The organism is Aeromonas sp. R6-1, assembly GCF_040908165.1.
Classification (GTDB): domain Bacteria; phylum Pseudomonadota; class Gammaproteobacteria; order Enterobacterales; family Aeromonadaceae; genus Aeromonas; species Aeromonas caviae.
Map to the genome: position 1 here is coordinate 1 of NZ_JBFODF010000045.1, position 23,860 is coordinate 23,860.

The 23,860-nt window shown below is 63.9% G+C and carries 21 protein-coding genes; 3 read left to right on the plus strand and 18 right to left on the minus strand.

The window, feature by feature from the left end; translation table 11 throughout:
* The 10 genes from AB5Y68_RS14910 to AB5Y68_RS14955 all read right to left on the minus strand — a co-directional run.
* Window positions 1-984 (minus strand): type II secretion system F family protein (locus AB5Y68_RS14910; protein WP_368207302.1); only part of this gene is annotated, 984 nt, incomplete at its 3' end.
* A gap of 47 nt (window positions 985-1,031) precedes the next feature.
* On the minus strand, window positions 1,032-2,744 hold the full coding sequence (mshE, locus tag AB5Y68_RS14915) for an MSHA fimbrial ATPase MshE (protein WP_039040422.1): 1,713 nt from the start codon (window positions 2,742-2,744) through the stop codon (window positions 1,032-1,034).
* Window positions 2,745-2,818: 74 nt separating this feature from the next.
* Window positions 2,819-3,955: a tetratricopeptide repeat protein gene (locus AB5Y68_RS14920; RefSeq protein WP_039040421.1), complete on the minus strand. Its 1,137-nt coding sequence runs from the start codon at window positions 3,953-3,955 to the stop codon at window positions 2,819-2,821.
* Window positions 3,952-4,842, minus strand: a complete 891-nt coding sequence (locus tag AB5Y68_RS14925; RefSeq protein ID WP_010672622.1) for an ExeA family protein — start codon at window positions 4,840-4,842, stop codon at window positions 3,952-3,954. The genes AB5Y68_RS14920 and AB5Y68_RS14925 overlap by 4 nt, the downstream gene beginning before the upstream one ends.
* A complete protein-coding gene (locus AB5Y68_RS14930) occupies window positions 4,833-5,015 on the minus strand; it encodes a hypothetical protein (protein WP_124244044.1) in 183 nt (60 codons plus the stop codon). The genes AB5Y68_RS14925 and AB5Y68_RS14930 overlap by 10 nt, the downstream gene beginning before the upstream one ends.
* Entirely contained in the window at window positions 4,994-6,670 is a 1,677-nt protein-coding gene (gene mshL / locus AB5Y68_RS14935) for a pilus (MSHA type) biogenesis protein MshL (protein WP_039040420.1), read from the minus strand. Before mshL ends, AB5Y68_RS14930 begins: the two co-directional genes overlap by 22 nt.
* A 70-nt stretch (window positions 6,671-6,740) precedes the next feature.
* Window positions 6,741-7,070, minus strand: coding sequence for an MSHA biogenesis protein MshK (locus tag AB5Y68_RS14940; RefSeq protein ID WP_042015443.1), 330 nt, complete (start codon window positions 7,068-7,070; stop codon window positions 6,741-6,743).
* 28 nt (window positions 7,071-7,098) lie between these two features.
* The gene (locus AB5Y68_RS14945; protein WP_039040419.1) at window positions 7,099-7,746 is read right to left on the minus strand and encodes an MSHA biogenesis protein MshJ; all 648 of its coding nucleotides are present in this window, start codon (window positions 7,744-7,746) and stop codon (window positions 7,099-7,101) included.
* The gene (locus AB5Y68_RS14950) at window positions 7,746-8,339 is read right to left on the minus strand and encodes a PilN domain-containing protein (protein ID WP_010672617.1); all 594 of its coding nucleotides are present in this window, start codon (window positions 8,337-8,339) and stop codon (window positions 7,746-7,748) included. The genes AB5Y68_RS14945 and AB5Y68_RS14950 overlap by 1 nt, the downstream gene beginning before the upstream one ends.
* Window positions 8,339-9,202, minus strand: coding sequence for a hypothetical protein (locus tag AB5Y68_RS14955; protein ID WP_039040418.1), 864 nt, complete (start codon window positions 9,200-9,202; stop codon window positions 8,339-8,341). The genes AB5Y68_RS14950 and AB5Y68_RS14955 overlap by 1 nt, the downstream gene beginning before the upstream one ends.
* Window positions 9,203-9,322: 120 nt before the next feature.
* Here AB5Y68_RS14955 and AB5Y68_RS14960 point away from each other — a divergent pair, with 120 nt between their 5' ends.
* Window positions 9,323-10,237 (plus strand): 1-aminocyclopropane-1-carboxylate deaminase/D-cysteine desulfhydrase, encoded by a 915-nt coding sequence (locus AB5Y68_RS14960; protein ID WP_052258863.1) that lies wholly within the window; start codon window positions 9,323-9,325, stop codon window positions 10,235-10,237.
* Here AB5Y68_RS14960 and AB5Y68_RS14965 read toward each other — a convergent pair.
* On the minus strand, window positions 10,234-12,153 hold the full coding sequence (locus AB5Y68_RS14965) for an EAL domain-containing protein (protein WP_010672614.1): 1,920 nt from the start codon (window positions 12,151-12,153) through the stop codon (window positions 10,234-10,236). The genes AB5Y68_RS14960 and AB5Y68_RS14965 overlap by 4 nt on opposite strands.
* A 513-nt stretch (window positions 12,154-12,666) precedes the next feature.
* Here AB5Y68_RS14965 and AB5Y68_RS14970 point away from each other — a divergent pair.
* Together AB5Y68_RS14970 and AB5Y68_RS14975 are read left to right on the plus strand one after the other, a co-directional pair.
* Complete coding sequence (locus tag AB5Y68_RS14970; RefSeq protein WP_039040417.1) at window positions 12,667-14,202, plus strand: EAL domain-containing protein; 1,536 nt, start codon at window positions 12,667-12,669, stop codon at window positions 14,200-14,202.
* A 151-nt stretch (window positions 14,203-14,353) separates the two neighbouring features.
* On the plus strand, window positions 14,354-15,451 hold the full coding sequence (locus AB5Y68_RS14975) for a calcium:proton antiporter (protein ID WP_010672612.1): 1,098 nt from the start codon (window positions 14,354-14,356) through the stop codon (window positions 15,449-15,451).
* 192 nt (window positions 15,452-15,643) lie between these two features.
* On the opposite strand, the gene hutH is transcribed toward AB5Y68_RS14975, so the two are convergent.
* From hutH to rpoH, 7 genes are all read right to left on the minus strand, one after another.
* Window positions 15,644-17,176: a histidine ammonia-lyase gene (hutH, locus tag AB5Y68_RS14980; protein WP_039040416.1), complete on the minus strand. Its 1,533-nt coding sequence runs from the start codon at window positions 17,174-17,176 to the stop codon at window positions 15,644-15,646.
* Window position 17,177: 1 nt separating this feature from the next.
* On the minus strand, window positions 17,178-18,881 hold the full coding sequence (gene hutU, locus AB5Y68_RS14985; protein WP_039040415.1) for a urocanate hydratase: 1,704 nt from the start codon (window positions 18,879-18,881) through the stop codon (window positions 17,178-17,180).
* A 45-nt stretch (window positions 18,882-18,926) separates the two neighbouring features.
* Window positions 18,927-19,865, minus strand: coding sequence for a formimidoylglutamase (hutG, locus tag AB5Y68_RS14990; RefSeq protein WP_039040414.1), 939 nt, complete (start codon window positions 19,863-19,865; stop codon window positions 18,927-18,929).
* Complete coding sequence (gene hutI, locus AB5Y68_RS14995; protein WP_039040413.1) at window positions 19,858-21,093, minus strand: imidazolonepropionase; 1,236 nt, start codon at window positions 21,091-21,093, stop codon at window positions 19,858-19,860. Before hutI ends, hutG begins: the two co-directional genes overlap by 8 nt.
* 156 nt (window positions 21,094-21,249) lie before the next feature.
* Window positions 21,250-21,954 carry a histidine utilization repressor gene (hutC, locus tag AB5Y68_RS15000; RefSeq protein ID WP_010672607.1) on the minus strand — a complete coding sequence of 235 codons (705 nt, stop codon included), beginning with the start codon at window positions 21,952-21,954 and terminating at the stop codon, window positions 21,250-21,252.
* 10 nt (window positions 21,955-21,964) lie between these two features.
* Window positions 21,965-22,624 (minus strand): carbonate dehydratase, encoded by a 660-nt coding sequence (can, locus tag AB5Y68_RS15005; RefSeq protein WP_010672606.1) that lies wholly within the window; start codon window positions 22,622-22,624, stop codon window positions 21,965-21,967.
* Window positions 22,625-22,751: 127 nt separating this feature from the next.
* Window positions 22,752-23,606: an RNA polymerase sigma factor RpoH gene (gene rpoH / locus AB5Y68_RS15010; RefSeq protein ID WP_029313526.1), complete on the minus strand. Its 855-nt coding sequence runs from the start codon at window positions 23,604-23,606 to the stop codon at window positions 22,752-22,754.
* Between the last annotated feature and the right edge of the window lie 254 nt (window positions 23,607-23,860).

A 23,860-nucleotide genomic window follows, 5' to 3' on the forward strand; every position in this document is an offset into this window, starting at 1 on the left:
GCCGCTGACGCCGGCGGTGCGCAGCAGGCTCTCGCCGCGCTCGATGCCGCCCCGCATGTCGCGGATCTGTCCCGCCATCCAGGCGTTGTCCACCGCATCGGCCACCAGGGTCAGCGCCGTGTTCAGCGGCACCCCGGCCTTGAGCATCATGGAGAAGCTGCGGGCGAAGCGGGCCAGCAGGGAGCGCTCTATGATGGTGCCGACGATAGGCAGCCTGAGTTGCCATCTGTGCCAGGTCAGCCTGCCCTTGGCCGTGGCGACCCAGCGCCGCCAGCCGACGACGGAGCCCACCAGGATGGCGAGCAGCAGCCACCAGTAGTTGACGAAGAAATGGGAGGTGGCGAGCAGGATCCGGGTCGCCAGCGGCAACTCCACCCCGAACTTGGCGAACATGCCGGCGAACACCGGGATCACCATGATGTTGAGGATCACCATGGCAATGCCGATGGCCATCATCACGAAGCTGGGATAGCGCATGGCGGTCTTGATCCGCTTGCGGGTCTCCAGCTCCAGATCGAAGTAGTTGGCGAGCTGCAGGAAGGCTTCCTCCAGCTGCCCCGTGTTCTCTCCGACGTGGATGATGGCGACGAACAGGCTGCTGAACACCTTGGGGTGGGCCTGCATCGAACTCGACAGCGGCCGGCCATTGCCGAGATCCTCCCCCAGGGCGTGCAGCGCCCGCTTCAGCGGCTTGCTGTGGGCGCTCTCCTCCAGCCCGGCGATGGCGCGCAGGATAGGGATGCCTGCACGGGTCAGGGCATACATCTGGCGGCTGAACACCACCAGCTCCTCCAGCTTGACGCCCCCCTCCAGCAGCAGCGACCAGTCGATGCTGGCGGATTTCGCCTTGCCCGCTTTCAGCTCGGTGGGCATCACCCCGCGGCGCATCAGCTGCTCGGCGGCGGCCAGCTCGCTGACCGCTTCCACCACGCCGCTGACGGCCTGGCCCTGGCTGTCACGCCCCTTGTAGGCAAAACGGTTCATGGGCGACCCCGGCAGAGTGATTCAGTACGATCCAGATGCCTCATGCGTTACCCCAGGTCCTCGGCCAGCCGAAGCACCTCGTCCACCGAGGTGATCCCCTCGCGGGCATAGTCGAGCGCCGTCAGGGCCAGGGGACGGTAGTGCTCGTGCGCCCGTGCCGCCCGGGCAAACCCCTCGGCATCGTTGCGGCGCAGGGCATCCATCATGGGTTGATCCAGCTCCAGCAGCTCGTACACCCCGATCCGGCCCGCATAGCCGGTGAAGTTGCAGCTCTGGCAGCCCCGCCCCTTGCGATAGCGATGCTGCCCCGGCGATTCACCGGAGAGCACCGTGAGCCAGGTGGCCTGCCCCTCGTCCGGCGCCGTCTCGCAGGCGCAGTGTTCACACACCCGCCGCACCAGGCGCTGGGCCACCACGGCCCGCAGGGCGCTCGCCACCAGATAGCCGGGCGCCCCCATGTCGATGAGACGCAGGGCGCTGGTCACGGCGTCGTTGGTGTGCAAGGTGGTCAGCACCAGGTGGCCCGTGATGGCGCCGCGCAGGCCGATCTCCACCGTCTCGTTGTCCCGCATCTCCCCCACCAGCAGGATGTCCGGATCCTGGCGCAGGGTGGAGCGCAGCACCTGGGAGAAGGTGAGCCCTATCTTGGGATTGACCTGCACCTGGCTGATGCGGGGCAGACGGTACTCCACCGGGTCTTCCACCGTGATGATCTTGTGGCTGGCCTGGTTGAGCTCGGAGAGGGCGCCGTAGAGCGTCGTGGTCTTGCCGCTGCCGGTCGGGCCCGTCACCAGGATCATGCCGTGAGGGCGTTTGAGCTGACGACGGAAACGGGTCAGGATGGCGGGGGGCATCCCGGTCTCGGCGAGCGACAAGATGCCGGAGGATTGATCCAGCAGCCGCATCACCACGGACTCGCCATACTGCACCGGCATGGTGGACATCCGCACATCCACGTCGCGGCCGCGCACCTTCATGTTGAAGCGGCCATCCTGGGGCAGACGCTTCTCCGAGATGTCGAGCCCGGCCACCAGCTTGAGGCGCAGCACCAGCGCCTGGGCGATGCGCACCTCGTTGAGGATGTTTTCGTGCAGCACGCCGTCGATACGCTGGCGAATGCGCAGCACCTTCTCGTCCGGTTCGATATGGATGTCGGAGGCCCCCACCTGTACCGCGTCCTCGAACAGGGAGCGCAGCAGCTTGGCCACCGTCGCCTCCCCCTCGTCGGTTGCGGCATTGAGGCTGCCGGCCCCCAGCTCGAAGCCGGTCTCCTGGTGCTCTTCGTGCAGTTGCACCGCGAAGTTCTCTATCTCCCGGGTGCGGCGATAGAGGCGGTCGAAATACTCCAGCAGCTGGCCTTCACGGGCCACGGCCAGCACCAGTTCCCGCGGGCTGAGCAGGGCAGCGATGGCGTCGAGGGCGCTCAGATCCGCCGGATCCGACATCACCACGGTGACCTTGTCATCGCTCAGGTTGACGGCCAGCGCCCGGTAGCGGCGCGCCTGCACCTCGGGCAACAGCGCCACGGCCGAGACGTCGATGGTGAGGTTGTTGAGATCGAAGAAAGGCACATCCAGCTGACGGGCGAGGAAGGTCAGCAGTTGCACCTCGCTGATGAAGCCGAGATCGATGAGGGTGGTCCCCAGCTTGCGGCCGGTCTGGCGCTGCTGCTGCAGGGCGAGCTGCAGCTGATCATCCGAGATGATCTGTTCCTGTACCAGCAGGTCGCCTAGGCGCATTTTCAGTCTGGGTTGTGCCATTGTTGCTCCGATCTCTGTTGCTTCACGCCCGCTGCCTGGTCCGATGGCATGGGCTCATCGAACTGCCGCTTTAATCAATGGGTCAGTTGGCCAATTCGTTGTTCAAGCCATTGGGTGGAGGCCTCCCCCAGATTGCCGTGCAACTGGGCATTGCGATAGGCATCCAGTGCCCGTTGACGGTGTCCCTGACCATCCTCCGCCACCCCCAGTCCCAGCCACCAGCGCCCCTGATCCGGCTGCTGGCGCAACAGCCTGACGTACATCTCGGACGCCTGGACAGGCTGCCCCAGCTCCTGGGCAAGACCGGCCCAGGTGGCGTAATAATCCAGATTGCTGGCAATATCGGGCTGATAGCCGGTGAGCCAGTCCAGCGCCTTCTGCCGATCCCCGCCGCTGATGGCCACACGGGCCAGCAGCAGACGCAGGTCCGCCTGCGCGGGATCCAGCCTCAGCCCCTCTTCCAGCACCTGGGCGGCCTCGGTCAGCCGTCCGGCGCCATAGAGCAGGCCCGCCAGCTGTTCCCGCGCCCCCTGGTTGTGGGGATCGTGGGCCAGCACTTCGTAGTAGCCATCCTGCGCCTCCTGCATCCGTCCCTTGGCCATGGCCGTGGTCGCCTTGCGCTCGGCCAGGGTGGCCAGCTCGGCGTCGGAGAGTTCCACCGTTTCGATCTTCAGGATCCCGGGTTTGCGCGGCGCGGCGGGTGCAGGCGCCTCTTCGGCGCTCTGCTCCGCGGCCAGCTCGGCATAGAGGTCCGGCTGCAGCTCCTCGTCGCTCGGGATCGTCTCGCCCCCCAGCGCTTCCTCCGGATTGCCCTCATCGGCGAGCACGGCCTCATCGGCCGGAACCTGCTCGGCTACGGAGGGGGCCACTCTCGCGGCGGTCGACTCGGCACTGGCGGCGGGCACCTTTGCCACTGGCGCGGCAGAGGAGACCGCCTGCGTGGTGGCCACCACGGCCAGGGGCGAGGATGGCGCCACCGTAGGGGCGGTGCGGGGGGCCTCGACCTGCGCCGCTGGCAGGGAGGCTCGCTGGCTCTGCTGCCAGAAGATCCAGGTGCGCCAGCCGAGGATCCCCAGGGCCAGGGTACACAGCAGGGTCAGCACCAGCATCCACCAGCCTTGCTGGCGCACCGGCGCCACATAGACGGCGGCTCCCTCGGCCTCTTGCTGACGCCTATCCAGATCTTTCAGCATCTGATTGATCACGCTCATGACCAGACTCCATACGCCAGGGCGGTGCCCAGCAACAACAACAGGGGCCACCAGAGGGTGAGACGGCCACGGCGGGCATCATCGGTATCCCGGATGGCGAGCCGGACCAGGGCGCTGTCGATCCGCCGCACACCGCGGCCATAGGCCAGCATCAGGCACTTCTGCGCCAGTATGTTGATGAGGCGGGGAATGCCGCGGGATGCGCGCCACAGCCTGCGCAGGGCGCGGCCATCGAACAGGGCGGCCCCGCGATAGCCGGACACCTGCAGCCGGTACTCCAGATAGGCCCGGGTCTCGTCGAGCCGCAGCGGCCGCAGGCGGTAGGAAAAACCGATGCGCTGGCGCAACTGGCGAAGACGGGGCTGCCCGAGCCTGGCATCCAGCTCGGGCTGGCCGAACAACACGATTTGCAGCAGCTTGCTGGATTCGGTTTCCAGGTTGCCAAACAGCCGGATCGCCTCCAGGGTCTCGTCCGGCAGGGCTTGCGCCTCGTCGATCAGCACCACCACCCGACTCCCTTGCCGATGCAGGGAGATCAGATGGCGGTGAATGCGATCCGTGAGATCCAGCTCGCTCTCCCCCGCCAGCGTCAACCCCAGCTCCAGGGCCAGGGCCGTGCGCAGCTCCCCCGGAGTGAGATGGGGGTTGGGCAGCCAGGCCAGGCGCACCGGGCAGGCCTCGGAGCCGAGCTCGCTCAGCAGTTTGCGACAGAGCAGGGTCTTGCCGGTGCCGACCTCGCCGGTCACCTTGATGAACCCCTCCCCCTGGGAGAGTGCCCAGTTGAGCACCTGCATGGCCTCCTCGTGGGGGGGCAGGCCGTAATAGAAACCGGTGTTCGGGGTCAGGCCGAAGGGGGCCTCCCGCAGTCCGAAGTGACTCAGATACATGCTCCCTCCCGGCCAGAGTCCAGGGCGCGCAGCCGCAGACAGCCCCGGATCAGCGACATGGCGCCACCGCCGTCGGGCAGGGCAGACTGGCAGCAGCCGGGAGGCGCCACCACATGGGAGAAGGAGTGCTCAACAGGCGCGTCATCCCGGATCAGCCCTTGGGGGGATACCATTTGTCGAGCAGCTCGGAGGAGCGTTGCAGCTCTTTCTGCCAGGTGTCCTTTTCCACCACGGTGGGCTTGAGCAGGATCACCAGCTCCACCTTGCGGTTGCTCTCCCGGCGGTTGGTGAAGGCCTCGCCGACCCAGGGGATGTCACCCAGCAGGGGCACCTTGCTGACAATCTCCTGCCTGTCGGTCTTCATCAGACCACCGATGACGATGATGTCCCCATTGTTGGCCTGCACCACGGTATCGGACTCGCGGATGGAGCTCTTGGCCAGCGGCAACACCAGGGGATCGGCGGTGCCGACGTTGATGGTCTTGCTCTGCTCTTCGGTGTCGATGACGGAGGGGTGGATATGCAGCAATACCTTGCCCTGCTCGTCGATCTGGGGCGTCACGTCCAGGGCTATCCCCGAGAAGAAGGGGGTCAGCTCCACGTTCGGGGTGACGATGGGGGCCGAAGTCCCCGAGGTGGTGGTGGTGGTCGAGGCGTTGGTGACGAAGTATTCGTCCGTCCCCACCTTGATCACCGCTTTCTGGTTGTTGGTGGCCGTCACGCGCGGGCTGGAGAGGGTGTTCACGTCCCCCTGGGTCTTGAGCAGGCTGACCGCGACGTTGAAGTTGCCATCGGAGATGGTGAAACCGGCGCCGCCCCCCAGAGCCCGGAAGACCTGGTTGGGGGTCGAAGCGATGGGGCTGTCCATGAGGGAGCCGCCCCCCGTGATGCCCTTGCCGCCGTCCCAGCTTGCGGAGAGGCCGCTCCAGTCCACCCCCTGCTCGTAACCCTCGTTGAGGGACACTTCCAGGATCCGCGCCTCCAGCACCACCTGGCGCTTGAGGTGTTCGCCGGACTGGTCCAGGAACTCGCGCACCGCCTTGAGCTCCTTGGGATAGGCACGCACCGTGACCAGGCCCGCCTGGGGACTGGTGATGACGGCCCGCCCTTCCCCTGTGCCGATCAGGGTCTGCAGGGCATCCCGCAGATCGGTCCAGTAGTCGTTGTTGCTGTCCGTCTCGATGCGGGTGCCGTTGCTGTTGGTGTTGTTGTCACCGCTGGCGGTGTTGCCCTGGCTGTTGTTGTTGCCGCTGTTGTTCAGGCCGTTGTCGAAGTTGTTGTTATTGCCATTGTTGTTGTCGTTGGCCGTCACCCCGCCTGTGCTCACCGAGGTACGGGAGAGACCGCGCCGGGCCATCATCAGGTAGTTGACCGGAATGGTCTCGGTGCGCAGACCGGCGGGATAGACGTGGAACACGTTGCCCTTGCGCTGTACGTCGAAGCCGTACATGTCGCCGACGGTCGCCAGCGCCTCCTGCAAGGTCACGTCCTTGAGCTCTACCGAAATGACGCCCGCCACACCGGGATGGACCGCCACGCTGTAGCGGGAGCCCTTGAACAGGGAGCCGAAGAACTCCACCGCGTCCACGTCATGGGCCGCGATGCGCATCCGCTTCTCGGGAATGGTCATCGGCTGCTGGGGACGATTGAGCTGCAACAGCTCGCTCTGCACCGAGGGCGGCAGGGAAGTCAGGGGGGCGGTCGGGCTCTGCTCGCTCATCGCCTGCTTGAGTGCATCTTTGGCCTGTACCGGCTCGGGGTGACGATAGGTAGTGCAACCCGCCACCGCCAGCGCGAGGGGAAGCAGACAAAAAGGGTGTTTTTTCATGTTATTCGTGCACCTGACTCGCTATGAAACTCGACAAACCTGGCCCGCACCATCCCGTGCGACACCCACTTCACATCCGGATCTTGCTGCCAAACAGGGTCAGTGTCTGGCGTTTGCCCGCTTTTTCCAGCACCACGCTGTCGGCGCTGATCCCCACCAGCCGGAATCCGTTGACCTGCTGGCCGACCCGGTAGCTTTGACCGTCGAGCACCGCCAGGGCGGGCCCGCTCCCCAGGATGACGCTCTGCAACCTGGGCAGACCGGCCTCCTTGGCGACACTCGCCGCCGAGCCGGATCCCGCCAGGGGCAAGGTGGGATCCTGCAGCACCTCGGCCTGGGCCTGCAGCGCGAGCAGGCTCCCCCACAGGGCCAGCCAGCGCCAGGATGGGAAGGCAAAAATGCGGGATCCCGTCCCGCCGACATGCCGCTTAACCACGGATGAACTCCTTGCTGGTGCTGAGGGTGTAGATCTCCATCGCTACCGCCGCCTTGGGATGCTCGACCACCCGGTAGTCAAAGCCCTTCCAGTAGAAGTGGCGAGGCAGGGCTTCGAGCGCTTTCAGGTACTGGTAGACATCGAAATAGCCGCCCTCCAGCTGAAGCCGGATGCCGTGCCTGAACAGGTTCACCTTCTGCTCCCCGGCCATCAGCGGCTCGGGCTTGAGGGAGGTGAGCGCCAGCATATGCAGGTTGGCGGAGCGGGACAACAGGGCCTCCAGCACCGCGGGCATTTCGTGGGCGGGGATCAGATCCACCGTCTGAGCCAGCAGCTCGGCATCCATCTGGCGCAGAGTGGTCTCGACACTGGCGAGCTGCTCGCGTACCTGGGCATCGGGATCCCGCCCCAGCCTGGCCTGCTTGCCCTGGTTTTCCAGGGTCAGGATCTCCAGATCCCGCTGCGCCGCAGCCAGGGCCTGCCGATCCTGGCCCAGCCGGGTATCGGCGTCATCCAGCCAGCCATAGATGCCCATGGCCCCGAGCAGCACGACCCCGGTCAACAGAATGAGGATCCGCTCGCGCAGGCTGAGGGCTGCGATCTGCTGCGCCCATCCCTGCCATTGTGCCTTCATGTCCATCAGGGAGTCTCCCGCGCTATGCCACTGAGCTGGAAGGCAAGCTGGCCCTCCTTGTCCCGACTCAGGGTGAGCTCGCCAAACTGCTTGCCAGCCAGGGAGGGGGTCTGCTTGAAGCGGTTCACCCAGGCGGGCACGTCCTGACTGCGTTCGGCAACGCCCGCGAGGTTGATCCGCCCGTCGCTTATCTCGATCCGTTGCAGGGAGAGGCGGGGATCCCGCAGGCGGGCCAGGTCCGCCATCACCCCCGCATAGCCCTGGGATTTTTGCAGGGAGAGGTGGCCAAGCTGCTGCATCAGCGCCTGTTTGGCCCCCAGCTCTTCCCGCTTGTCGGCCAGTTGCCGCTGCAAGTCTGCATTCGCCAGATGGCGCGCCAGCTCCGCATCGAGACGCCTGGCCTCGCCGCGCTGCACGTCGAGCTGTGCCCGCACGCCAGCCAATTCACGATCGAGGCCCTGCTGTTGCCAGCCATAGAAGAGGGTGGCCCCCAGCAGCAGCACCAGGACGCCGCCCCAGACCAACGCCATCTGGGGCAGGCTGGCCCACAGGCGTCTTGGCCGGAATTCGGCGCCATAGAGGTTGATATGGTGTTTCATCAGTCGCTCCTGCCCAGGGCCGCGCCATAGGCACTGAGGTATTCGACTCCTGCCAGTACCGCCTTGTTTGCCATGGCCGACACCGGGAAACCGAATGTCTGTTCCAGGTGACGCACCAGTACCCCCATGGCGGAGGAGGCGATGGCCAGTTGCAACTGGCCGGGCTCGGGCAACTTGAGATGGCCGGCCAGATAATCGATGGATCGCTGGATCTCCAGCGCCAGCGCGTCGAGCTGGTCGGTATCTGGCTCATGGCTGCCGGTGAGGCTCGCAAATCCGCGCAACTGGCGGGAGAAGCAGAGTCCGCCCCGATGGAAGACCAGCAGTTGCAGCTCCTGCCCCCGGGGTTGCCAGAGCAGCATGCGCACCATCTGGTCCGCCTCGTAGAGGGCCGTCATGGCCAGCTCGTCACTGACGATGGCCTCCAGGGTCGCCGCGCCGTTGACCGCATCCGCCACCTGCTGCACCCGGCTCTTGGGCATGCAGACAACGTTGATGCGCGGACGCCCGGCAGGGGGCGTCGGCAGGTCCACATAATCCATGGCGAGCTGCAACACCGGCTCGTTGACGAAATCCTTGATGGCCCAGGGCAGGGCCCCCGCCATCTCGGCATCGGGCACGGCGGGCTTGTCGATCTGGATCTGCTGATAAAGGCTGGCCGCGAGGGCCACCCGCACCTTAGACTTGGCCAGACCGTGCCGGGAAAACAGCTCGGCCAGGGCCTTGGACCAGTCGTGGGGGCCGTTGACAGGCTGGCTGGCAAACACGGGAACGGGGTCCACGCAGGCCAGCAGAATGCGATCGCTGGCCAGCAGGATCCCGACCTGATGGCTGGAGGGAGAACGCCTGAACAGTGACTTCATCTGGATCTTCACCTGGCCGCGTAAAACGGACTAAACCTTAACATAAACAGGCTATTAGCCTCCAACTTTATGACAAACGACGCATCGACGGCCACGCTGGCACCCACGGGAGACGATCCCATGGCGCCCCTTCAACTCCCCTCCCCCCTGCACCGGATCCGACATCCTCTGCTGGCAGCCCATGACGTCACGCTCTGGTGCAAGCGGGACGATCTGATCCACCCGACCCTCTCCGGCAACAAGTGGCGAAAGCTCAAATACCATCTGCAACAGGCACAGATGCTGGGCAAGGGCCACATACTCTCCTTTGGCGGCGCCTACTCCAATCACATCCACGCCCTGGCCGCAGCAGGACTCAGACTGGGACTGCGCACCACGGGCATCATACGCGGTGAAGGGGATACCGTCAGCAATCCCACCCTGAAAGCGGCCAAAGGCTGGGGCATGGATCTCGTTTTTGTCGACCGGCAGAACTATCGCCGGCGCCAGGATCCCGAATGGCTTGCCCGGTTCGAGGATGACGACACCCTGCTGGTACCGGAAGGAGGCAGCAGCCCGCTGGCCATCCCCGGGGTGGCCGAGCTGGTCGACGAGGTGCCCTTCTCGCCGGATCTCTGGGTGCTGCCCTGCGCCAGCGGCGGCACCCTGGCGGGACTCATCGCGGGCAAGCGGGCACAGGAGCAGATCCTGGCCATCGCGGTGCTCAAGGGGGCCGACTTCATCACCGGCGAGGTATGCCGGTTGCATCCGGCGGCGGCCACCACCCCGGGCTGGCGCATTGCGCTGGATCACCACGACGGCGGCTATGCCAGGTTCAGTCCGGCACTCTGGCAATGGGTGCAGGCATTCAGTGCAGAAACCGGCTTGCCGCTGGAACCCATCTACAGTGGCAAGGCGATGTGGGGGCTGTTTCGCGAACTGGCGGCAGGCCGCATTGCGCGCGGCAGCAAGATCATCTTCATCCACACAGGTGGCTTGCAGGGGCTGGCGGGCCTGCAGGAGCAGGGCCGCCTGTCACCCCGGCCGGGGCGCTAGTCAGGCAGGTTGAGGGGCTCGGGGTCGGCAAACCAGGGACCTTGACCGGCATGCACGCCCAGGTGTCGCAGCATCTTCCACTCGTCGCCACTCTCCACCCCCACCGCGATGACCCGGGCCTGGGTATTGGCACAGCCCCCCACCAGACTGCGTACCGCCATCTGGTTGACCTGGCGCAGGTGGATCTCCCGCACCAGGCTGGGGTGCAGCTTGAGGAAGTGGATCTCGAACTCCTTGATGTACTGGGTGCTCACCACGTCCTGGCCCGCATGATCGATGGCAAGCCTGCACCCCAGCATGCGCATCGCCCGAAGCGGCCGCTTGAGGGCTTCGTAGTGGCGGGTCACCTGAGACTCCGACAACTGCAGGATCAACCCCTCGTTGGTACTGCGCGGCAACTGGAACAGCTCGAAGAAGAGCTCGCGCTGGAACTCGCGGGTGAGCAGGTTCTGGGCGCACAGAGAGAGGCTGATGGGGCAGCTCGATGCCGGTCGCTGGCGCAGCAGTCGCAAGGCTCGGGCCACCACCAGTCTGTCCAGCGGCAGCAGCAGACCGGCCTTCTCCGCCATGGGCATGAAGACCCCCGCCTGCAGCTCCCGGCCCTGCTCGTCGTGAAGGCGGATGAGCAGCTCCTGCTGCAACACCACCTGATCCCGCTCCTGCTGCACAGGCTGGACGTAGAAGTCGATGCCCTGCTCCTCGATGCGACGGCTGATCAGGGTGCGCCAGCGCACCGTTCCCTTGCTGCTCGCCTCCTCGTTGAGGGATTTCTCGAACAGGAACCAGCCGCTGTGTCCTTGCAGGCGCGCGCTCTTGAGCGCCAGCTCCGCCTCTTCCTGCACCTTGAGCAGGGAATCCTGTGCCTGATAGCAGACCGCACCGAGATAGACGGCGGTGTCGGCATTGACCGCTTCGGGCCAGTGCAGTCGTTGCAGACTCTTGAGCAACTGGCTGGCGCCGTCCACCATCTCGCTCTCTGACATGTTCGGCAGCAGCACGGCAAAGACCTGACCGGCATAGCGCGCCTGCAGGGCTCCGCTGTGCTTGCGCACGAAGGCGGCGATGGTGGCGCTCGCCTCCATCAGGAGTTCCTGGCTCGGGCGCCCGCTCAGCTCGGGATCCAGCTCTTCCAGACCGGCCAGCTCGATCAGCAGCACACCGCCGCTGATCACGCTTGCCTCCATGATGGCGCTCTCCAGCCGGTTGTCGAAGAAGAGGCGGTTGCCGATGCCCGTCGTCTTGTCGACGAAGGCGTTGCTGCGGATGAAGTTGTCGAAGCGGCTGCGCTCCTTGCGGGCGTCGGCCAGCTCGGTCAGCAGATGGGTGAGGGCCTGACTGGCCGAAACAGGCCACTCTTCGGCAGGGTCATGGGCCAGCTTGGTCAGCTTGCCATCCAGGATCAGCTGGGCACGCTCCGCCAGCAGCTCGGCACCGCGCAACTGCTGACGCAGCCAGCGGATGGAGTACCAGAGCCCGAACACCACGATGAAGATACCCAGAGAGATGCCGAACATCGCCTTCATGGAGTACTCGAACTCCTTGAACGGCCTGTCCAGTTTGAAGTCGGCCCGCATCCCGGCCTGATTGGGGATCGCCTCGCTGTAGGCGATCAGCAGGCTCTCGTCCGTCTGCTGCTGCACATCGCGAAACCAGTAGACCCGCTGCTTGTCCTGACGGATCTCCAGCTCCACCACATGGGAGGCCCGCAACAGGGAGGGCAGCCAGCGGGCAAGGGCTTGCTGGTCATCGGTCACCCCGAGCTGCTTGTCGATGATCTCCACCAGGGAGTCGACCCGGTTCTGCTGCAGCTCCATTCCCATCTGGCGGAAACTGAAGACCCCGCCGAGCATCACCATGGCCATGGCCGAGATCACGCACAGCGTAATAAAAGAGACGAGTTGAGTGGTCAGTTTCATGTGCCTTTCCGTAGCCGACAGCATCCATAGGGCATCATGGTATCAGCCCAGACCAAACGCCGCCTATGGATGAAGATCCCGCTTCTGCAAATAAGCGGGCGGCTGCGTCATGCGGCGCCGTAGTGCAGGTCGCAAAAGAGGCATCAAGGGAGCAAACGAGGGGACACAGGCTGAGGAGCGGACAGAAAAATGGTCCCACAACGGGGACCAAAAGAAACACTCATATCAAAACTAACACTCTGTGCTACTGACAAAAATAGATACAGGAGTATTGAACACACGGTGAGTCAAACCGCACCGCTACTTTAGCCACTTCAGATAAGCTGGACAATTGTCATTTATGACAGGTCAGCGATTGAATCTTGTTCAGGTGTGTAGCCATATCCTTTATTTATCAATTAATTATCGTTTTTGTTCCAAGTGTGACCAACTTGGCTCAAATCGATGCAGCTAATGCTATGATGCTTGAGTCTCAATCGGGTTGTTTCATTTCAGGGAAGAAGGGGACCCACCATGTCTGCACGATCTCCGTTATGGATTCCTCTGGGCCTCTTCTGTTTGCCCCCGCTGCTGATGCTGTTGCTCACCCCCCTGTTGAGCGACAAGCTGGCTCACCACCTGTTGCAGACAAAGGAAAGGGCTCTGCTCGACTACCAGCAGGAGCGCAACCAGCTCCTGGATCACGATGTCCCCGCTCAACTCGCCCACTTTGCCTTCGATTGCGGCCCCACAGACATGGCGCTGCTGCGCTCACCCCAGTATTACAACCGCCATATTCGCCTGGCCGGCCTGCAGCTTGCCAACGGGAGCGGCTGCTCCACCCTGGGCCCCGCCCTGCCCCAGCTTGCCGACGCCGGCATACCGGCCTCCCCCGACTTTCATATATCCAGCACGGCCCCCATGTTCGATACCGAACGCGAAACCCTGGTCTATGCGAGACGCAACGGCAATCTGGCCTATTGGGTGCTCGACAGCAGCTGGAGCCATGAGCTGCTCCGCACCCCCTGCAACGACTGTTTCTACCTGGAGTTCAACCACAAGCACCCGACCCAGTCCGGGCTCTTTTTCCCCCGTGGCAACAAGCACATTCGAGAAGAGACAAACCCGATGCGGCTGCTCAGTTTCGACCCCCAGCATCAGGTGGAACAGACCCTCTGGGCTGGCGAGGCACTGAAACGCTACGCACGCTCACAGATACACCGCGATGGCCTCTGGTCGGCCGGGGCGCTGGGGGCGCTGCTGGCGGCCCTCTACTGGGGCCTTAGAAACTACCGGCGCTCCCTCAAAGGATTGCTGCAAAGAGGGCTGGCTCGGCGGGAGTTCATCCCCTTCTATCAGCCCATAGTGGACAGCAGAAACCGAAGGGTGGTGGGATTCGAGGCCTTGCTGCGCTGGCAGCGAGGACGGGATCTGGTGTCGCCAGGCACCTTCATCGCCTATGCGGAGGAGCAGGGGCTGATCCTGCCGATGACGGATCAACTGCTGGAGCGCATCCTGGCGGATCTCCCCGTCCTGGCCCCGCACCAGTGGGTCAGCGTCAATCTGGTGGCGGGCCATATCGAGCAGCCTCGTCTGCGCACCCAGTTGCAGCGCCATGGCTGGCCCTCGCCGGCCCGCCTCACCTTCGAACTCACCGAGCGGGATCCCATCAAGCACATCCAGGGGGCCATGGCGGAGATCGCAGCCCTGCAGGAGAGGGGCTATCACTTCAAGCTGGATGACTTCGGCACCGGTTATGGCGGCTTTGCCTACTTGCAACGGCTCGGCATTCGCCAGATCAAGATCGACAAGATGTTCGTGGATACCATAGGCACGGACGACCTCAAGCGCAGCGTGCTGGATGCCACCATCGCCTTCGGCCTCAAATCGGGCATGGAGATGATCGCCGAAGGGGTCGAAACCCAGGAGCAGGTGGATTATCTGTATCGCCACGGAGTCCACCTGATCCAGGGCTACGTCTATGCCAAGCCCATGCCCCTGAGCAAACTGAAGATCTGGCTGATGGCATGGCAAGAGGGCGAGACAACCAGCCCCTCCGACCCGCACTGAGGCGGTATCTGCCCCGCCTCTCACCCTTTGCAACAAAATGATGCTCCGCATGAGGAGCATCTCCCCTTATCATGGGTCTGTGCACCTTGGGTGCACCAAGTCGCTCCATACCCCGTCGGCCGAGGCCGCCCCGAGATGAGAACCACTGCCTATGAAGTCTTTTATCCGACAAGAGATTGCTCTGCCTGCCGGTCTGCTGACCCTGCTCTTCTTCAAAACCCTGGGGAGCGACCTGCTGGCAGAGACAACCCCCCTTGCGGTCTACCTGCCGGTGTCGCTGGCCCTGCTTGCCATCGTGACCTGGGCCATCTTCTCCGTCGTGCGTCACTCTGACGCCCTCGCCATCAAGCTCGGGGAACCCTTCGGTACCCTGATCCTGACCCTCTCGGTCATCTCCCTGGAAGTGGTGATGATCTCCTCCGTCATGCTGACCGGCGATCCCAATCCCACCATGGCCCGGGACACCATGTTCGCGGTGGTGATGCTGGTCACCAACGGTCTGGTGGGCTTCACCCTGCTGTTTGGCGGCTGGCGCTATCACACCCAGAACTTCAATCTGGACGGGGTCAAATCCTATCTGGTGGCCATCATTCCCCTGGCACTGCTCTGTCTGGTCCTGCCGAACTTCACCCAGGGCGGCACTCTGGGCAGCCTCTCCAAGGCCATGTCATGGATGCTGATCATCATCTCCATCCTGCTCTATGGTGTCTTCCTGCTGATCCAGACCCGCAGCCACAGCCACTTCTTCGTCGACAGCGATCACGAGGATCTCGAGGATCACCACGGCCCGCTGCAGAGCAACGTCTATCACACCCTCTTGCTGCTCGCCTACCTGGTGGTGGTGATCCTGCTGGCCAAGACCCTGGCCATCCCCATCAACTACGGGGTGCACGTGATGGAAGCCCCGATGGCGCTGGGTGGTTTCATCGTCGCCTGTATCGTGCTGGCTCCCGAAGCGGTCGGCGCCATCAAGGCGGCCTTCAACAACCAGTTGCAGCGGGCCATGAATCTCTACTTCGGCTCCGTGCTGGCCACCATCGCCCTCACGGTACCCTCCGTGCTCTTCATCGGCTCCCTGATGGGGCAGGAAGTGCGCCTGGGCCTCTCCCCTGCCGACATGGTGCTGCTCATCACCACCCTCATGGTCTGTAAAGTGACCTTCAGCAGCGGCCGCACCCACGCCCTGCACGGCGCCACCCATCTTGTGCTGTTTGTCGTTTACCTGTTCCTGATGTTTGAACACGGATAAGGCTGCCAGCACTCACCCCAGTGCTGTTCGTGATTTATCTGTTCCGGATGTTTGAACACGGATAAAGCCGCCGCCTCTGTCTGCTGCCACTCTGCGCAGCGCACTTCCGATGGCCCCGACGCGAGGCGCGGGAGACGGAAATGAAAAGACCGCCCCATGGGCGGTCTTATTTATGGTTACTCAGGCTCCAATTCAGAGGCTGGGCAGAGTCCCGGCCGGGATCAGGTCGTTGTAGCTGGCACGGCCCAGCAAGTCGGCCGCTGCCTCGATGTCCGGTGCAAAGTACCTGTCCTTGTCATAGAAGCTGACCTCTTCCCGCAGACGGCCCTTGGCCAGCTCGATGAGCTCGGTGGAGCGCAGGGGAGCGCGGAAGTCGAGCCCCTGGGCCGCTGCCAGCAGTTCCACCGCCAGGATGCCGCGGGTGTTCTCGGCCATGTCCGCCAGCCGGCGACCGGCGAAGGTGGCCATGGAGACGTGGTCCTCCTGGTTCGCCGAGGTGGGCAGGCTGTCCACCGAGGCCGGGTGGGCCAGGGTCTTGTTCTCGGAGGCGAGCGCCGCCGAAGTGACCTGGGCGATCATGAAACCGGAGTTCACCCCGCCGTTGTTCACCAGGAAGGCCGGCAGGCCGGACATGCGCGAGTCGATGAGCAGCGCCATGCGCCGCTCGGACAGCGACCCGATCTCGGCGATGGCCAGGGCCAGGTTGTCGGCGGCAAAGGCCACGGGTTCTGCGTGGAAGTTGCCGCCGGAGATGATCTCCTCATCATCGGCAAACACCAGGGGGTTGTCGGAAACCGCGTTCGCCTCGCACACCAGCACCTCGGCGGCCTGACGGATCTGGGTCAGGCAGGCACCCATCACCTGGGGCTGGCAGCGCAGGGAGTAAGGATCCTGCACCTTCTCGCAGTTGTGGTGGGACATGCCGATCTCGCTGCCGTCCACCAGCAGGTGGCGGTAGCAGGCGGCCGCATCGATCTGGCCGCGCTGGCCGCGCACCTCGTGAATGCGGGCATCGAACGGCCGGCGGCTGCCGAGGGCCGCTTCAACGCTCATGGCCCCTATGGTGATGGCACCGGCGTAGAGATCCTCGGCATGGAACAGCCCTTCCAGCGCGAAGGCGGTGCTCGCCTGGGTGCCGTTGAGCAGGGCCAGCCCCTCTTTCGGCGCCAGGGCTATGGGCTCCAGCCCGGCAATCTTCAGGGCAGTGGCGGCGTCGATCAACTCGCCCTTGTGACGGGCCTTGCCTTCACCGATCAGCAGGCAGCTCATGTGGGCCAGGGGCGCCAGATCGCCGGAAGCGCCGACGGAGCCCTTCTTCGGCACCACGGGGTAGACCTCGGCGTTGATAAGGGTCATCAGGGCCTCGAGCACCGTCAGCCGGATGCCAGAGAAGCCACGGGCGAGCGAGTTGACCTTGAGCACCATCATCAACCGCACGGTGGCGTCATCCATGTACTCGCCAATTCCTGCCGCATGAGAGAGCACGATGGAGCGTTGCAGCTCGTCCAGCTGCTCCACCGGGATCCGGGTATTGGCCAGCAGGCCAAAGCCGGTGTTGATGCCATAGACCACCCGGTTTTGCTCGATCACCTTGGTGACCACGGCGGCGGAGGCGTGGATCCCCGCCAAGGCAGCCGGATCCAGGCTGACGTGTACCGGCTCGCGGCTGACACGGCGCAGGGTGGCGAGGCAGAGTTTGCCCGGTTGCAGATTGAGTTCGAACATCTTATTTCACCCCTTTGCCGGTGGCGTCGATCATCGGCAGATCCAGTTTCGCCTCATGGGCACAGTTGATGGCAATCTCATAGCCGGCGTCGGCGTGACGCATCACCCCGGTGGCCGGGTCGTTGCGCAGCACGCGGCCGACCCGCTTGGCGGCATCGTCGGTGCCGTCACAGACGATCACCACGCCGGAGTGCTGGGAGAAGCCCATGCCCACACCGCCACCGTGGTGCAGGGAAACCCAGGTCGCGCCGCCGGCGGTGTTGAGCAGGGCGTTGAGCAGCGGCCAGTCGGAAACGGCGTCGGAACCATCCCTCATGGATTCGGTCTCGCGGTTCGGGCTCGCCACCGAGCCGGAGTCAAGGTGGTCACGGCCGATGACGACCGGAGCCTTCAGCTCGCCATTCTTCACCATCTCATTGAAGGCCAGGCCCAGGCGCACCCGATCCTTGACGCCGACCCAGCAGATCCGCGCCGGCAGGCCCTGGAAGGCGATGCGCTCGCGGGCCATGTCGAGCCAGTTGTGCAGGTGGGGATCGTCCGGGATCAGCTCTTTTACCTTCTGGTCGGTCTTGTAGATGTCTTCCGGGTCGCCGGAGAGCGCCACCCAGCGGAACGGGCCAATGCCCTCGCAGAACAGCGGGCGGATGTAGGCCGGCACGAATCCCGGGAAGTCGAAGGCATTCTTGACCCCCTCTTCCAGCGCCATCTGGCGGATGTTGTTGCCGTAATCGAGCGTGGCGGCGCCGCGGGATTGCAGGGTCAGCATGGCTTCGACCTGACGGGCCATGGAGCGGCGAGCCGCCACGTTGACCTCGTCCGGTGCGCTCTTTTGCAGATCGCGCCATTGGGCCACGCTCCAGCCCTGGGGCAGGTAGCCGTGTACCGGGTCATGGGCGGAGGTCTGGTCGGTCACCACGTCCGGCGTGATGCCGCGAGCCACCAGCTCGGCGAAGACGTCGGCGGCGTTGCCGAGCAGGCCGACGGAGACGGCGGTGCCGCTGCGTTTGGCCTCCTCGATCATGGCCAGCGCCTCATCCAGGCTGTGGGCCTTCTTGTCGACGTAGCGGGTACGCAGACGGAAATCGATACGGGTCTCGTCGCACTCCACGGCGATCATGGAGAAACCGGCCATGGTGGCGGCAAGGGGCTGGGCACCGCCCATGCCACCCAGGCCCCCGGTCAGGATCCAGCGGCCTTTGGGCTCGCCGTTGAAGTGCTGGTTCGCCACCGCGAAGAAGGTCTCGTAGGTGCCCTGCACTATCCCCTGGGTGCCGATGTAGATCCAGGAGCCGGCGGTCATCTGGCCGTACATCATCAGACCCTTTTTATCGAGCTCGTTGAAGTGCTCCCAGTTGGCCCAGTGGGGCACCAGGTTGGAGTTGGCGATGAGCACCCGCGGCGCATCCTTGTGGGTCTGGAACACCCCGACCGGCTTGCCGGATTGCACCAGCAGGGTCTGATCGTCCTCGAGCCGGGTTAGTACCTCGACGATCTTGTCATAGCAAGCCCAGTTTCGGGCGGCGCGGCCGATGCCGCCGTACACCACCAGGGACTGGGGATGCTCGGCAACATCCGGATCCAGATTGTTCATCAGCATCCGCAGTGGCGCTTCGGTGAGCCAGCTCTTGGCGGTCAGCTGGGTGCCGTGGGGAGCACGGATCACGCGGCTCGGATCGTGGCGGGGATCCTGGTGTTGTACAGACATAGACACTCCTTGTTTAGCGATGCAGTCAGGCGGCGCGGTGCGCCACTACTTGGTCAACTGGTGAACCAGGCGCGCAGCCACGCGGGCACTGCGGTTGTCCTGATCCAGGTTCGGGTTGTACTCGGCCAGATCGGCGAGCCTGAGCTTGCCGCTGGCCCGGATATGGGCGATGAGCGGTTCGATGACCGCCAGCTCCACGCCGCGAGCAGCGGGAGCGCTCACTCCCGGCATCACCGCCGCCGGCAGCACGTCGAGATCGATGGTGAGATAGAGGTGGTCGCAACGGGCGATGAAGGCATCCAGCCCGCCTAGCAAGGCTGGCAGCTCGGTCTGCGTCATCGCCTCGTCCAGCACGTGCCAGACTCCCAGCGCCTCGGCGCGGGCAAAGAGCGCCGCGGTATTGGCGGTTTCGGCCACCCCGAGACAGGCATAGTGAAAGGGGGTGCCCTGGGCGGCGCACTGCTCGGCAATCTGGAAGAAGGGGGTGCCCGAGCTCGCCTGCTCCTGTTTCATGCGCAGATCGAAGTGGGCGTCGAAATTGATGATCCCGACCCGCCCTTCGCCGCCAAGATGACGGTTCAGGCCGCTCCAGCTGCCAAACGCCACCTCGTGGCCGCCTCCCAGCACCAGGGGGAAGTGCCCCTGATCCAGTGCACTCGCGACCCGCTCGGCCAAGCGCCCGTGGGCGGCATCGAGATCGCCGTCCTCACAGGCCAGATCCCCGCCGTCATAGACGGGGGCGCCCAGGTGCCAGGCCGTGTTGGCCAGTAGCTTGCGCACCGCCAGCGGTGCACCGGCCGCACCGACCCGCCCCTTGTTGCGGCGCACCCCTTCGTCACAGGCAAAGCCGAGCAGTACCACGCCGGGTTCGCGATTCCCCTGCCAGGGTTGCACCCTGTCGTGCCAGCGCAGGGCCAGCTCGCCGTCTTCGGGATCCTGACGCCCCTGCCAGACCGACATGTCGATCCCGTTGAACTTATCCATGAAGGGTTTCCTCCCCGTTGACCACACGGCTCACCAGCTGATCGACACCGATGAGGTAGCTGAGCTCGGCCGGATGGCCGCAGTTCCAGACAAGGAAATCCGCCAGCATGCCGACCTTGAGCTGCCCCAGCCGTTCCTGCTCGCCAAGCGCCCTGGCGGCGTGGCGGGTCACCCCGGCCATGGCCTCCACCGGGGTCAGGCCAAACAGGGTGCAGGCCATGTTCATGGCCATGCGCAGGGAGACGATGGGAGCCGTGCCCGGGTTGATGTCGGAGGAGACAGCCATGGGTACCCCCGCCTTGCGCAAAGCGGCGACCGGGGGCAGCTTGGTCTCCTTGAGGAAATAGAAAGCGGTGGGCAGCAGGGTGGCGACCACGCCACGGTGGGCCAGCGCCTGGATCCCGTCCTGATCCAGATATTCCAGATGATCCACCGAGAGGGCGCCGAAGTGGGCGGCGAGCGTGCTGCCCCCCAGGTTGGAGAGCTGATCCATGTGCCCTTTCACCGCGAGGTTGTACTGATCCGCCGCCAGATAGACCTGCTCGGTCTGGGCAAGGGAGAAGCCGATGTGCTCGCAGAAGACATCCACCGCATCCGCGAGACCTGCCTCGGCCGCCGCCGGGATGATCTCCTGGCAGATGGTCTCGACCCAGGAGTCGGGATCGTCGCGATACTCCGGCGGCACCGCATGGGCTGCCAGCAGCGTGGTCTTGACCCGGATGGGCTGCGTCTCTCCCAGACGACGGGCCACCCGCAACATCTTGAGCTCGTCTTCCAGGGTGAGGCCGTAGCCGGACTTGATTTCGACTGTGGTGACCCCTTCCCGGATCAGGGACTTGATCCGCGGCAACGCCAGCTCATAGAGCCGCTCCTCGCTGGCTGCCCGGGTGGCGCGCACCGTGCTGATGATACCGCCCCCCTTGCGGGCGATCTCCGCATAGGGGACTCCCTTCTGGCGCAGCTCGAACTCTTCGGCGCGGCTGCCGGCGAAGATGAGGTGGGTGTGGCAATCGATGAGACCGGGGGTGACCAGCTTCCCCTTCATGTCCTGCCAGGAGGCGGCATAGGGGCCCTTGAGATCCTGCATGGGGACCAGAGCGTGGATCTTGCCATCCCGCACGCCAAGGGCATGGGGCTCCAGCAGGCCGTAGTCCGCCAGATCGGGGCGCAGGGTGGCGGGTGTCACGTTGAGCCAGACCCGCTCGCAGTTCAACAGTTCCTTGTTCATACCGACCTCTAAATGTATATACAATAATTTATAGCCGATCTCTGAAAAGAAAGAAAGGATCAAGTTCACATCTTGATAACAGCAGCTTTATTAGAGTGTAAGCACAAAAAAGCCCACCGAGAGGTGGGCTTTTAAATGCTTAATATGTATATACAATTATGCGAGGCGCGTCTTGGAGCTCAGCTTGTAGCGGGAACCCGGCGACAACAATCTGGCATAGGAGACCAGAAAGCCGTCTGACCAGGTTCGCCGGTGCAGCAGCAGGCAGGGGGTGTCGACCCTCACTTGCAGCAGTCCGGCTTCACCAGCACTCGGCAACACGGCTTCTACCACGTGCTCCATCTCGGAGAGGGGGCAGATCTCCATCAGATAGCTGTTTGGCGTCTGCTGGGTGAAATCCTGCTCGCCATAGCCGGGCAGTCGCTCGGCATCGACGAAGCGCTCCTCCAGTTGCAGCGGCTCCCCATCGGCCTGATGGACGATGAGGCTGTGAAAGGTGGGCGCCCCGACCCGCAGGCCCAGACGCACCGCGACTTTCTCGTCGGCGGCCTGACGTTGCAGCCGGATCACCCGCGCGCTGTACTCGCTGCCCCGCTCGGCGATCTCGTCTGCAATATTGCGAATCGCCAAGAGCGGCGACTCGGTGCGCCTGTCGGCCACGAAACTGCCGGATCCGGCGGTGCGCACCAGCCAGCCTTCGGCCACCAGTTCACGCAGCGCCTTGTTCACCGTCATGCGGCTCACGGCAAACTGCTCGCACAGGGCGGCCTCGGTCGGGATCCGGTCGCCCGCCTGATAGTGGCGTTCGCGGATCCCGTCCAGGATGTGCTGCTTTATCTGAAGGTAGAGCGCAGGAGCCACCGGCTGGTCCTCAGCGGCGACGATGGGGCGGACGCATGTCCGGCCAGGCGCGATAGACGTCCGGGATCTGGTCAGGGCCGCTGATGCAGAGATCGAGATCGTGCAGCAGGCCATCCTTGATGCCGTAGATCCAGCCGTGCACCGCCAGCTCCTGCCCCTTGCGCCAGGCATTCTGGATGATGGTGGTGTGACAGACGTTGGCGACCTGCTCGGCCACGTTCAGCTCGCACAGGTAGTCAAAGCGCTCGTGCTCATCCTCGATGGCTTCGAGCTGTTCGCCGTATTTGAAGTAGACGTCCTTGATGTTGCGCAGCCAGTTGTCGATGAGACCCAGCTCCTGGTTCTGCATCGCAGCCTTGACCCCACCGCAGCCATAGTGGCCGCAGACGATGATGTGCTTCACCTTGAGCACCTCCACCGCGTATTGCAGCACCGAGAGGCAGTTGAAGTCGGTGTGCACCACCAGGTTGGCGACGTTGCGGTGGACAAAGACGTCCCCCGGCAAGAGCCCCATCAGCTGGTTGGCGGGAACCCGGCTGTCGGAACAGCCGATCCAGAGGTACTCGGGTGCCTGCTGGGCGGACAGGGTAGCGAAGAAATTGGGATCCTCGGCCTTGATCCGTTCCGCCCACTCGCGGTTGTTGGTAAACAAGTCGTTCAACAGTTTCACTTCTGCTCTCCCTACTGTGGCAGTGGCGGCAACATACCATACACAAGGGTAACCAAGGCAAGGCCGACCAGATCCCCGCAAAACAAAAACAGGGCCATCAGGCCCTGCTTCTTACCGGAGGAGGCCGTCAGGCATCCATGGCATCTTTCAGCTTCTTGAGCGCGTTTTTCTCAAGCTGGCGCACCCGCTCGGCCGAGACGCCGTAAGTATCGGCCAGCTCCTGCAGGGTGGTCTTGCTCTCGTCATCGAGCCAGCGGGCACGGATGATGTGCTGGCTGCGCTCGTCCAGGGTCGCCATGGCCGCACTCAGGCGACGGGTGGCATGGCTGTCCCAGTTGTCGTTCTCGATGTTCGCCGCGAGATCGGAAGATTTGTCTTCCAGATAGTGCACCGGCGCGAAGCCACCCTCGTCTTCATCGTCACCGACCAGATCGAAAGCCTGATCGTAATTGCTCATGCGCGCTTCCATCTCGGTGACGTCGGCAGCGGATACCCCGAGGTCGGCAGCCACGGCCTGCACCTCTTCGTGGTTCAGCCAGCCCAGACGCTTCTTGGACTTGCGCAGGTTGAAGAACAGCTTGCGCTGGGCCTTGGTGGTCGCCACCTTGACCATGCGCCAGTTGCGCAACACATATTCGTGGATTTCGGCCTTGATCCAGTGCACGGCGAAGGAGACCAGACGCACGCCCACGCTCGGGTCGAAGCGTTTGACGGCTTTCATCAGGCCGATGTTGCCTTCCTGCACCAGATCGGCCTGAGGCAGGCCATAGCCGGAGTAGCTCTTGGCCACGTGAACGACAAAACGCAGGTGCGACATAACGAGCTGGCGTGCAGCTTCGAGATCGCCATCCTGCTGCAGACGCATCGCCAGTTCGCGCTCTTCCTCTGCGCTCAGCACAGGGATCGAGTTGACGGCCTGGATATAGCCTTCCAGACTACCTTGCGGAATCAGAGCCATAGTGCGTTGCAATGAAGTTCCCATGTTCTACCTCTTACTTTTCAATCGAATCAGTCTAACACCCTGAGAAGACGTGTCTACCGACCAGGTATCATTCTGCGTGCTGCATCATACATCACCCCAGCATGAACCCGGCCTATCTTAGGCTGACGGCATGAATCATAAATGAACAGTCAAAAAAAAGGCGCTGTCCCAATTATGTGTTGGAAGGCTAATCTGGAAGTAGGTCATCACCACGAGGACCTTCATCATGGATACGCCAGCCTTCCAACACCTGT

Coding starts and splice junctions, on each gene's coding strand:
- mshE (WP_039040422.1), bottom strand. CDS start 2,744: ATGGCACAACCCAGACTGAAAATGCGCCTAGGCGACCTGCTGGTACAG.
- AB5Y68_RS14920 (WP_039040421.1), bottom strand. CDS start 3,955: ATGAGCGTGATCAATCAGATGCTGAAAGATCTGGATAGGCGTCAGCAA.
- AB5Y68_RS14925 (WP_010672622.1), bottom strand. CDS start 4,842: ATGTATCTGAGTCACTTCGGACTGCGGGAGGCCCCCTTCGGCCTGACC.
- hutI (WP_039040413.1), bottom strand. CDS start 21,093: ATGAACAAGGAACTGTTGAACTGCGAGCGGGTCTGGCTCAACGTGACA.
- AB5Y68_RS14930 (WP_124244044.1), bottom strand. CDS start 5,015: ATGGTATCCCCCCAAGGGCTGATCCGGGATGACGCGCCTGTTGAGCAC.
- AB5Y68_RS14970 (WP_039040417.1), top strand. CDS start 12,667: ATGTCTGCACGATCTCCGTTATGGATTCCTCTGGGCCTCTTCTGTTTG.
- hutG (WP_039040414.1), bottom strand. CDS start 19,865: ATGGATAAGTTCAACGGGATCGACATGTCGGTCTGGCAGGGGCGTCAG.
- hutU (WP_039040415.1), bottom strand. CDS start 18,881: ATGTCTGTACAACACCAGGATCCCCGCCACGATCCGAGCCGCGTGATC.
- AB5Y68_RS14960 (WP_052258863.1), top strand. CDS start 9,323: ATGGCGCCCCTTCAACTCCCCTCCCCCCTGCACCGGATCCGACATCCT.
- rpoH (WP_029313526.1), bottom strand. CDS start 23,606: ATGGGAACTTCATTGCAACGCACTATGGCTCTGATTCCGCAAGGTAGT.
- mshL (WP_039040420.1), bottom strand. CDS start 6,670: ATGAAAAAACACCCTTTTTGTCTGCTTCCCCTCGCGCTGGCGGTGGCG.
- AB5Y68_RS14955 (WP_039040418.1), bottom strand. CDS start 9,202: ATGAAGTCACTGTTCAGGCGTTCTCCCTCCAGCCATCAGGTCGGGATC.
- AB5Y68_RS14950 (WP_010672617.1), bottom strand. CDS start 8,339: ATGAAACACCATATCAACCTCTATGGCGCCGAATTCCGGCCAAGACGC.
- hutH (WP_039040416.1), bottom strand. CDS start 17,176: ATGTTCGAACTCAATCTGCAACCGGGCAAACTCTGCCTCGCCACCCTG.
- AB5Y68_RS14945 (WP_039040419.1), bottom strand. CDS start 7,746: ATGGACATGAAGGCACAATGGCAGGGATGGGCGCAGCAGATCGCAGCC.
- AB5Y68_RS14965 (WP_010672614.1), bottom strand. CDS start 12,153: ATGAAACTGACCACTCAACTCGTCTCTTTTATTACGCTGTGCGTGATC.
- AB5Y68_RS14975 (WP_010672612.1), top strand. CDS start 14,354: ATGAAGTCTTTTATCCGACAAGAGATTGCTCTGCCTGCCGGTCTGCTG.